This is a genomic window from Protofrankia sp. Cas4 (assembly GCF_963555915.1).
GTDB lineage: Bacteria > Actinomycetota > Actinomycetes > Frankiales > Frankiaceae > Protofrankia.
In genome coordinates this window covers 15,497-23,669 of the sequence record NZ_CAUVXL010000060.1, presented here as the reverse complement: position 1 = coordinate 23,669, position 8,173 = coordinate 15,497, and the positions used below count along the sequence as shown (strand labels likewise).

Here is an 8,173-nt window from a genome sequence, read left to right as displayed (position 1 = left end):
TACCGCCCCCGATCAGCGCCCCCCGATCGCCCCGATACATATCGGACACAGACCCGACGGATCCGCGTCCACCGTCGGCCGGTTACCCGCATAGCCATAGGTCTGGGCGAACCCCACACCCGGCTGCGCCGGATGGGCGTCCGGGCCGGTGAACCGACCCGCCGACGCGTCATAATCCCGGGCCCGCACGTCATACAGGCCGGTAACCGTGTCGAGATACTGACCGTGGAACCGCAGCGGATTGCCCGCATAGCCGGTTCCGGTGACCGCGGCCGGCCCACCGAACGGATCCAACGTGGCCGACCCGGTCACCCCGGCGCCGTCCGCGGTGTCGGTGACACTCCCGGTGCTGTCGGCGAGCAGCCAGCTCAACGCCCCACCGGGAGTGCCATCCGCGACCGCGGTCCCCAGCGTGGACTGCGGGTCGGCCCACCAGGTGTGCGTGGTCGTCCCGGCGCCGGCGCTCTCCCCGACCCGAACGGGCAGCAGCCCGCCGGTATCCCACGTCCACATCGCATCGGTAGCACCGTTGACCGCCCGACTGATCCGGTCACCCTGCTCGTCATAGCCGTAGCCGACGGTCCGGCCGTCCTCCAGGACGACCGACCGCAGGTTCGTGTCCAACCCGTAGGCCAACGCCCGGGTCGGCGTGCACGTCACCCAGCTGCGTCGCTACGAAGCCGGCACCAACCAGCCCACGCTCGACGTCCTGCGCAGCCCCGCCATCGCACTATCGGTCAGCACAGATGCGCTCGTTTTCGAACCCGGCGAACGCGGCCCCGACGACCTCCACACCCTCGGAATCTGAGCGAAGCAAGTTCGACCGGCGAACCCTCATGACAAACAATCACCCCCGGCGAGTATCTGCTTCACATCCTTTCGGATGAAAGCAGAACGGAAATCGCCAGCTTCATACCGTAGTCGCAGGTCATTCTCGCCCTCTATCGACCCGACATATTCTGAAACCGCGCGCAGAATCGACACCAAGAGGCGTTCTCGATCCCCGTCCGGCATATCCAAGGTCAGATCAAAGCAAGCAACGGCAGCAGAACGAAAATCCCCTAAACGAGTGCCCTCCGCCTCCGGCGGCGTGGCCAACGGGAGATTCTCCAGGTGCATCAGGACCGGACAGTCATTGGGCCTCGCCGGCTCAGCTCCCGTCACTACCTGCAGAGGTGACACACCCAGGTCCAGGGAGTAGCGCTCTCCATACGGGGACCGATCAAGCTGTACGACCCAGACCAACTCATCAGATCTCCGCACCCAGGCCTGCCCTCGCTTGACGAATCCAGACCCGGCAAACACATCCTTGATTGCGGCACGGACTTCCCGACTCGTCATCATGGCTTGTACACGTCCACGTAGGCCGTCCAGGGCTCTCCGGTGAGTTCCTCCAGATATGCCTTGTAACCGTTCACCTGTCGCCAACCATCCGTGATCGCACCCGGGTTGTCCGGCTTCAATTCCCGAACAATACGCTGAGAGTAACTCACCGCATCCGGCCTCAGTCGACTCCCGGGCATCGCCCTGTTGAAGACGTAATCCCCTCCACCCAGGGTGTTTTCGTAGTTCAGGTGAGCCGAGCGGCCGGCCGCAGCCTCTGCGGAGTCACCACCAGCACCACTCGTGAACTGCCCTCGCGCGTTCCTCGGCCGCGCAACTTGCGCAGCAACCCCTGCGGTTTCCGCGGCGGTTGTTAGGGTAGCAGCCTCGGTTTCGGCTTGACCCGCACCGGCGCAGGTGATGGCGGTCAAGTCCTTCGGACGAGGCCCCGGAGCGTTCCGGGCCAACCAGGCCGCAGCGACCTGTACCCGGCTGACCACCGCCCGCCCGGCCACGGTCCGACCCGCTCTGCCCGCGAGACTGCCGGCACCAGCCGAAACCAGACCACCACCCGCATCCGACCAGCTGTACCCGGCGCCGTCGAACAGCTGGCTCGACAAACCACCCGCGGTGACCGAACCCAGGCCGGCACCCGCCCCAGCCGCCACCACCCCGGCGAACCCATCCGCGAGCGCAAACCCCGCTTCCCCACCCGCGCCGATCAACCCGCCGTACAGGACCCCGGTACCGGCGCTGCGCCCGAGCCCACTCCAGGAGAAAGCATCGTCGGAGCGGGCGACATGCACCAGATAGGTACCGCCCCCGATCAGCGCGCCCAGGCCCGCCCCGATGCACAGCGGGCACAGACCCGACGGATCCGCGTCCACCGTCGGCCGATTACCCGCATAGCCATACGCCTGGGTGAACCCGACACCGGACTGCGCCGGATGGGCGTCCGGACCGGTGAACCGCCCCGCCGACGCGTCATAATCCCGGGCCCGCAGGTCATACAGGCCGGTAACCGTGTCGAGATACTGGCCGTGGAACCGCAGCGGATTGCCCGCATAGCCGGTTCCGGTGACCGCGGCCGGCCCACCGAACGGATCCAGACTCGCCGACCCGGTCAACCCCCGGCATCGTCCGCAATGGCGAGATCTTCGACGTCTCCGCCGTTTACCTACTCGACCACGACATCCCACAGCGGCCGGTTCACCGCGGCGATGAAGCCCTCGACGACCGTCCGGCTCAACTCGCCGAACCCGGCCCCGACAACCTCGCCCCGGCCCTCAGCCTCATCAACTTCATCGACAGCCTCGTCACCAAGACGCAGCCGAGGACTCTCGCCCGCGGGATCACCTGAGATCCTTTGCCGAGCTCAACCGGGGAACGGCAGGACCGAAGCCCCAGCACCGGCCCACCGCTGCGTGACCATTGCGGCATCCCCGGGTGCCGGCTGAAGCACCACATGAAAGGGCACCGCCGGACGGTCCCACCACTCGCCCCGTACAACCGGCCGAGCCCACTCCTCGCATGCCCGCGTCAGCGAGTCGACCAGCCAACCCAGTACGTCCGCACCCGCATCCGCCAAGACCTCACCAGGATCGGTGATCACGATTACATAGCCCGACCGCGGCGGCAGCCAGCCGAGATCCGCCATGCAGTCGTCGAAGGCGTCCATGTTCTCGCCGAAGTACCAAGGAAACTGCAGCGAGGCGGCGACCTCATCGAACGTGGCCTGCAACGTTCGCATCTTCCGTCCCCGGACGACTCGCACGACCAAGCCAGACTCCACCCATCCCACGACTGCCTCGCTCACGGCTTTGGGGTCGCGTTCCAGGACCAATAGCTCGAGCGTGCTGGACGCCCTCATCAACGACAGCGGGCTCGTCATCAGCAGGCGCTCCAAAAGTGGAGAAAAGAACGATAGTGATCGTCAGTGTAATCGGCCGACCTGCCACTCGCCAGCCGCTCAGCCCCGCGGCCGGCACCCTTCACGTAGGGGTTCACGTCCCTCTCCCGATACGTGATCGGATTCCCCGCTCCATCGACGCCCGGAAGCCGACTCTCCAGGTTGTTGACCATCGAGCCCCCTACAATCCGGCAGCGACAAACCTTTCTCCGTTACACGGCCACGAACCTTCCAAGCGATGAGGCAGCCGCCAGCCTGACACGCAGCCAGACGGTCCACAGGTTCGTGCCCGGCGTCACCACCAGCAACGACTCCCGGCTGCCATGGAACGACCACCGACCCACAAGATCCCTACTGACATCGAAGGTGAGCATGCCGTGATCGACGCAGCACTCCAACCTCCACGTGATGATCTTTGAGGTCAGGACATACCAGCCCGTTCTTCGCCGAACTCCTCAAAACGCTGCGCATCGAGCCCGGCTGGTCGCCAAACACACTCGCAGACACGATCGACAGCGATGCTCGGCACGTCAGCCACTAGGAAAACCGCCGCATCACCCCAAGCCTCGAAACACTCGTGCGCCTCACCGCAATCCTCACCATCAGCCTCGACGACCGCGTCATCGAAGCAGCCACCAGCCGACAAGCGCCCACACCGTCAACGTCAGCTCACCGACCGCGCCGCACGTCACGCCTCGAGAGCGATGATTCGCAGCCACCGCCAGAACTCCTCATGATCAACATCCTCACCGCCGATAATGCGATGCCCATAAACAGCGACCGCAATGTCAATATCGTCATTGGTCTTAAACTTCGGATCCTCCGTCCCAAACACCATGATCACATGATGCTGGTAGGAGACGTTCTTCTTACCCCAGGTGAAGAATTCCCAACGCAGGTTCGGATGCCGTTCGATCATCACATCGCCGAGGAACAACCCGACATCGTTGACCACCGAATACCAATCCGGCAGCAGCCGACCCGGCTTATCCGGATCACCCTGCACACCGGCACGGAACCAATCGTTGAGATCCTGGATCGCCGCATCATCGGTGCCCAGCTCAACACCATTCGCCTTCAGCAGCCGACCCAGCATCACGATCCGCGCCGGCTTGGCCTCCATCAACCGCACGAACGCCTGCCGGGCCTCCCGGCGGGGCAGCGTGTTCAGCGGGCCGAACACACCCGGATGATAGATCTCGTAGCCGTCCCAGTCGATACTCATCGCACCGCCCACCCGATCCCGGCCTTGTTCAACGCCGCCTGCAGCGGTCCTGTCGGACCTCTCTCACCGGTCACGGCACTCCGCGAGAATACCCACAGCACGCCGTTGACCTTATTATTGTTCTGCATCAGCCACTGGTCCTTCGCGATCTGAGCCTGGATACCCGAACTCAGCGACATACGGCCGACCTTCGACTCGATCGCCACACCATTCGGCGTCAGGACATCGACGCGACGTGCCCCGAACGGCGTGCCGAAGTTCTGCTCAATCACCGACCCTGGATACCCCAAGGCGATCGCATCCCGAGCCGCGTTACCGGCGGCCAGCAGACTACCGGCGGCGCCGGTGACGAGGTCGTTGCCCGCGTCGGTCCAGCTGTAGCGGCCGCCGCCGAACAGATGGGCGGACAGGCCGGCGGTGACCGAGCCCCTGCCAGCACCCCGCCGAGGCCGTCGGCGAGGGCGAACCCGGCGCCTCCACCCGCGGCGATGAGCCCGCCGTACAGCGCCCCCGTCGCCGTGCTTTTCCCCAACCCACATCAGGAGAAGGTGTCATCGGACCGGGTAACATGCACCAGGTAGGCGCCACCCCGGAACAGCGCATCCCCGACCGCCCCGAAACACACCGGACACAGACCCGACGGGTCCGCGCCCACCATGGGCTCGAAACCCCCACCTGACCAGGGGCAACAGCAAACTCACGCCGGTATCCCGGCCACTCCCGCCGCCATAGACACCCGCCAGAGAACGCTCATCCACCTATCGATTCAGGCGACATCATGTGACCCTTCGGGCATAAGTTCAAGAATGAGATCCAAATCTGAATCGATCTCCTGATTTGCCGTGAGGTGAATATGCGCACCTTCATGAACTCCGTCCTGCGCCAAGGTCAACAGGTGCCGCGCCAGCGATACAAAGCCAGCACGGTTCGCCTTTATGGCGACATCTGTCGAACTTGCCGTCACAGCGATTTCAAATCCCTCATCCCATACAAAGCGCAAGCCATCATCAGGATGATACCCAGGTACTTCAATAACACGATCCACTATCCACTCCGACCTTCGCGAAAACATGCGACGAGGTATTTCCTCCGACTCGCTTTGAGCCAGGAAACTCTAGTCTACCCAAGGTAAATGTGACGATTCTCGACGACAACCGACTTGCCGGGCTTTCTTGGATTCGGAACCAATCGCTCGAAGTTCATATGTGGACCACCACCATGCCGCCCAGTGATATCCGATTCACCGATTCTGACAACACCACTTCCATCCTTCGAGACGTAGCGACCGCTACCCTTAAGGGCCTCCGAATATCCCGACCCAAGCCATTTCCCAGCCGCATCGAGAGCCGCGGGGGCTGGTCACGGGTCGAGTCTGTCAGTCAGCCCGCCTGAGCGTGGGGAGGCAGCAGCTGAAGAGCCGGCAACTGGGAAAGGACCGGTCTGTCGTCGTTGGTGGGCTTGGCGGGCGGCCTGCCGGGACGCCCCAGCACGCCCGCGATCACCGGCCAGCCGACCCCGTCCGCGGCCGCCGGCCACCACAACCAGTAACCGCAAAACAGACATCACCCCACGAACACGCGACTACCGGACACACGACCCTCCCAGTTCAAGCCCCCGGCGTCCAGTTCGTTCCGGCGCCGCGCGGCGGACTGCGCGCGGCCTGGCGGCCGTGCTCGCCCGGCGCGTCGGCGGCCCGTCCCGTCCACCGGGGGTGCCGAACTGCTGTGTCGTCACGAACGAACCGGCGGGAGGCCGGCCACGGGCACTCACAGTCCGGTGACGCCTCGCGCGATCGATCCGATGGCCACCGTGCACCAGCCGACCAGGAAGATCACGTCGGCGGTGCGGCGTAGCCGCCGTGCGTGCGCGCGACGCGAGGGGGTGCGGTGGGCGCCCTCGTGCGGTCCCCCGACGGCGCGAAGAACATCCCAGGGAGCCTGGGGGCGCGCATCGATCGGCCGTGTCAGCCAGAAGAGCACGGGTGTCGTCAGCATTGCCAGACCAGCCACGATGCCCACCATCCCCCCATCCGAGCAGATTCCAGCCCAGACTGCCCAGCGATGTGATCTATGGTTGCCGTCACATGGCCGGCGCCGCTTCCGCTCGTGCTGCGCACGCCCGCACCGGCCTGCATACCGGAGACCCGGTCGCCTGCTGTCCGGCGCACCATCACACGCAAGGTTGAAAACCAACAGATCGTGATCATTGGTTCTTGCCGAAACCGCGTTTCGTCACAACGAAACGTTCGACGCGCAGCACACCTTCACCTACAGCGGCCCACCGAACCTGCCGACCATGCGCCCATGGCCGGATCGGGCACGTCATCGCCAACAACGTCCGCGCCGAACGCGCCCACCGTCGCATGACCCAAACCGACATCGCCACCGCCATCGGCTGACCCCGCTCCTCCAGCCACGACATCAAAGCCGGCGCCGCAAAATCAGCCCCGACGACGTCGCCGCCCTCTGGCACACCTTCAACATCACCCTCGCCGAACTCGCCCACGGCGCCAACCCCGACGACCTACAAACCCTCGGCATCTAACGGCAAGCGGTCAGCATTCACTTAGGATCTGCCGCAACTCATCCTCAAAGGCCGCAACGGCATCCGGGTCCCGGTCGAAGTAAGCCTCCCAGAAACCCGGCTCGAGCCAGCGGCAAGGCGCCAACTCCACGACACCGCCCTCACCTACCTTCGCCACCCAGTTGGAGGGAAGCCGGTCATCTACCGTCATGAACATCTCGGAATCCCACAAGCCAGGGGTACGAACATCATCTCCGACGATCTGCAACTCGATGCGACGACCCGGGCAGGCCAGTACCGAAATCACGATGTATTCCCCACCGAGACGGACCCAGGCACTGTCCTCCATCGAACCGCCAGTCGCTGGACTGATAATACGAGTACACAGAACGCGCATGGTCACCGAGTCACATTAAAGACGATCTTGTAATCATAATTATAGTTAACGACATCGGTCGCAGGATTGTAGTAGTAGTGTACCTGGAACGGCCCCTGTGGACTTTGGAACGTCCTCGACGTGTACTTTCCCCAGTCGGCGATGCTGCTACCGTCCGACGTCAACTCCTTGACCACCTCCGGGTTCTGCAATTTACTACCGGAAATAATGCGCTGCGATCCCTGAATCACTTCAGACTGCAACTCACCGGAGGCCGTGAACGCCGAGCTAGCGGACTCACGAGCCAACTGCTCCCCCAGGCGAACCCCGTTCACCACATTGTCAGCACCCGCTCCCGCGTTTGGGGCCGCAGCCAGGGTAGCAGCGCCGCCTTCGGCTGTACCGGTACCCGCGCAGGCGATGGCGGTCAAGTCCTTCGGGCGGGGCCCCGGAGCGTTACGGGCCAGCCAGGCGGCGGCGGCCTGTACCCGGCTGACCACCGCCCGGCCGGCCGCGGTCCGGCCCGCTCTGCCCGCGAGACTGCCGGCACCAGCCGAAACCAGACCACCACCCGCACCGATGGCGAAATCACCACCCGCATCCGACCAGCTATAACCCCCATCACCGAACAGATGGCTGGACAAACCCCCCGCGGTGACCGAGCCCAGGCCGGCACCCGCCCCAGCCGCCACCACCCCGGCGAACCCGTCCGCGAGCGCAAACCCGGCTTCCCCCCCGGCGGCGATCAGCCCGCCGTACAACGCCCCCGTCGCCGTACTCTTCGCCAACCCACCCCAAGAAAAATCGTCATCGGAAC

At 64.6% G+C, this 8,173-nt stretch carries 10 protein-coding genes and 3 pseudogenes; 1 reads left to right on the top strand and 12 read right to left on the bottom strand.

What is annotated here, in order from left to right; translation table 11 throughout:
* Positions 1 to 12: 12 nt before the first annotated feature.
* Positions 13 to 513: an RHS repeat-associated core domain-containing protein gene (locus U9979_RS06290; RefSeq protein ID WP_416219564.1), complete on the bottom strand. Its 501-nt coding sequence runs from the start codon at positions 511 to 513 to the stop codon at positions 13 to 15.
* 130 nt (positions 514 to 643) lie between these two features.
* Between U9979_RS06290 and U9979_RS06285 the strand changes: the two are divergent.
* Positions 644 to 787 (top strand): annotated as a pseudogene (locus U9979_RS06285) (helix-turn-helix domain-containing protein); the annotation flags it as partial.
* A gap of 47 nt (positions 788 to 834) precedes the next feature.
* Here the strand turns inward: U9979_RS06285 and U9979_RS06280 are convergent.
* The 11 genes and pseudogenes from U9979_RS06280 to U9979_RS06235 all read right to left on the bottom strand — a co-directional run.
* Positions 835 to 1,098 carry a hypothetical protein gene (locus U9979_RS06280; RefSeq protein ID WP_322778624.1) on the bottom strand — a complete coding sequence of 88 codons (264 nt, stop codon included), beginning with the start codon at positions 1,096 to 1,098 and terminating at the stop codon, positions 835 to 837.
* 15 nt (positions 1,099 to 1,113) lie between these two features.
* Positions 1,114 to 1,341: pseudogene (locus U9979_RS25090) on the bottom strand (DUF4304 domain-containing protein); the annotation flags it as partial.
* Positions 1,341 to 2,450 (bottom strand): RHS repeat-associated core domain-containing protein, encoded by a 1,110-nt coding sequence (locus U9979_RS06275; RefSeq protein WP_322778623.1) that lies wholly within the window; start codon positions 2,448 to 2,450, stop codon positions 1,341 to 1,343. The pseudogene U9979_RS25090 and the gene U9979_RS06275, both read right to left, overlap by 1 nt.
* A 248-nt stretch (positions 2,451 to 2,698) precedes the next feature.
* Positions 2,699 to 3,214 (bottom strand): barstar family protein, encoded by a 516-nt coding sequence (locus U9979_RS06270; protein ID WP_322778622.1) that lies wholly within the window; start codon positions 3,212 to 3,214, stop codon positions 2,699 to 2,701.
* 706 nt (positions 3,215 to 3,920) lie between these two features.
* Complete coding sequence (locus U9979_RS06265) at positions 3,921 to 4,457, bottom strand: hypothetical protein (RefSeq protein ID WP_322778621.1); 537 nt, start codon at positions 4,455 to 4,457, stop codon at positions 3,921 to 3,923.
* A complete protein-coding gene (locus tag U9979_RS06260) occupies positions 4,454 to 4,996 on the bottom strand; it encodes a hypothetical protein (protein ID WP_322778620.1) in 543 nt (180 codons plus the stop codon). Before U9979_RS06260 ends, U9979_RS06265 begins: the two co-directional genes overlap by 4 nt.
* 227 nt (positions 4,997 to 5,223) lie before the next feature.
* The gene (locus tag U9979_RS06255; RefSeq protein ID WP_322778619.1) at positions 5,224 to 5,502 is read right to left on the bottom strand and encodes a hypothetical protein; all 279 of its coding nucleotides are present in this window, start codon (positions 5,500 to 5,502) and stop codon (positions 5,224 to 5,226) included.
* Positions 5,503 to 6,223: 721 nt separating this feature from the next.
* On the bottom strand, positions 6,224 to 6,478 hold the full coding sequence (locus U9979_RS06250; RefSeq protein ID WP_322778618.1) for a hypothetical protein: 255 nt from the start codon (positions 6,476 to 6,478) through the stop codon (positions 6,224 to 6,226).
* Between the two features lie 181 nt (positions 6,479 to 6,659).
* Positions 6,660 to 6,962, bottom strand: a complete 303-nt coding sequence (locus U9979_RS06245) for a hypothetical protein (protein WP_322754924.1) — start codon at positions 6,960 to 6,962, stop codon at positions 6,660 to 6,662.
* A 49-nt stretch (positions 6,963 to 7,011) separates the two neighbouring features.
* A complete protein-coding gene (locus tag U9979_RS06240) occupies positions 7,012 to 7,329 on the bottom strand; it encodes a hypothetical protein (RefSeq protein ID WP_322778617.1) in 318 nt (105 codons plus the stop codon).
* 50 nt (positions 7,330 to 7,379) lie between these two features.
* Positions 7,380 to 8,173: pseudogene (locus U9979_RS06235) on the bottom strand (hypothetical protein); the annotation flags it as partial.

What these genes read in the sequence shown, in the direction of transcription:
- U9979_RS06260 (WP_322778620.1), bottom strand. Translation starts at nt 4,996, where the DNA reads ATGTGGGTTGGGGAAAAGCACGGCGACGGGGGCGCTGTACGGCGGGCT.
- U9979_RS06290 (WP_416219564.1), bottom strand. Translation starts at nt 513, where the DNA reads ATGTGGACGTGGGATACCGGCGGGCTGCTGCCCGTTCGGGTCGGGGAG.
- U9979_RS06270 (WP_322778622.1), bottom strand. Translation starts at nt 3,214, where the DNA reads ATGACGAGCCCGCTGTCGTTGATGAGGGCGTCCAGCACGCTCGAGCTA.
- U9979_RS06250 (WP_322778618.1), bottom strand. Translation starts at nt 6,478, where the DNA reads ATGGTGGGCATCGTGGCTGGTCTGGCAATGCTGACGACACCCGTGCTC.
- U9979_RS06265 (WP_322778621.1), bottom strand. Translation starts at nt 4,457, where the DNA reads ATGAGTATCGACTGGGACGGCTACGAGATCTATCATCCGGGTGTGTTC.
- U9979_RS06240 (WP_322778617.1), bottom strand. Translation starts at nt 7,329, where the DNA reads ATGGAGGACAGTGCCTGGGTCCGTCTCGGTGGGGAATACATCGTGATT.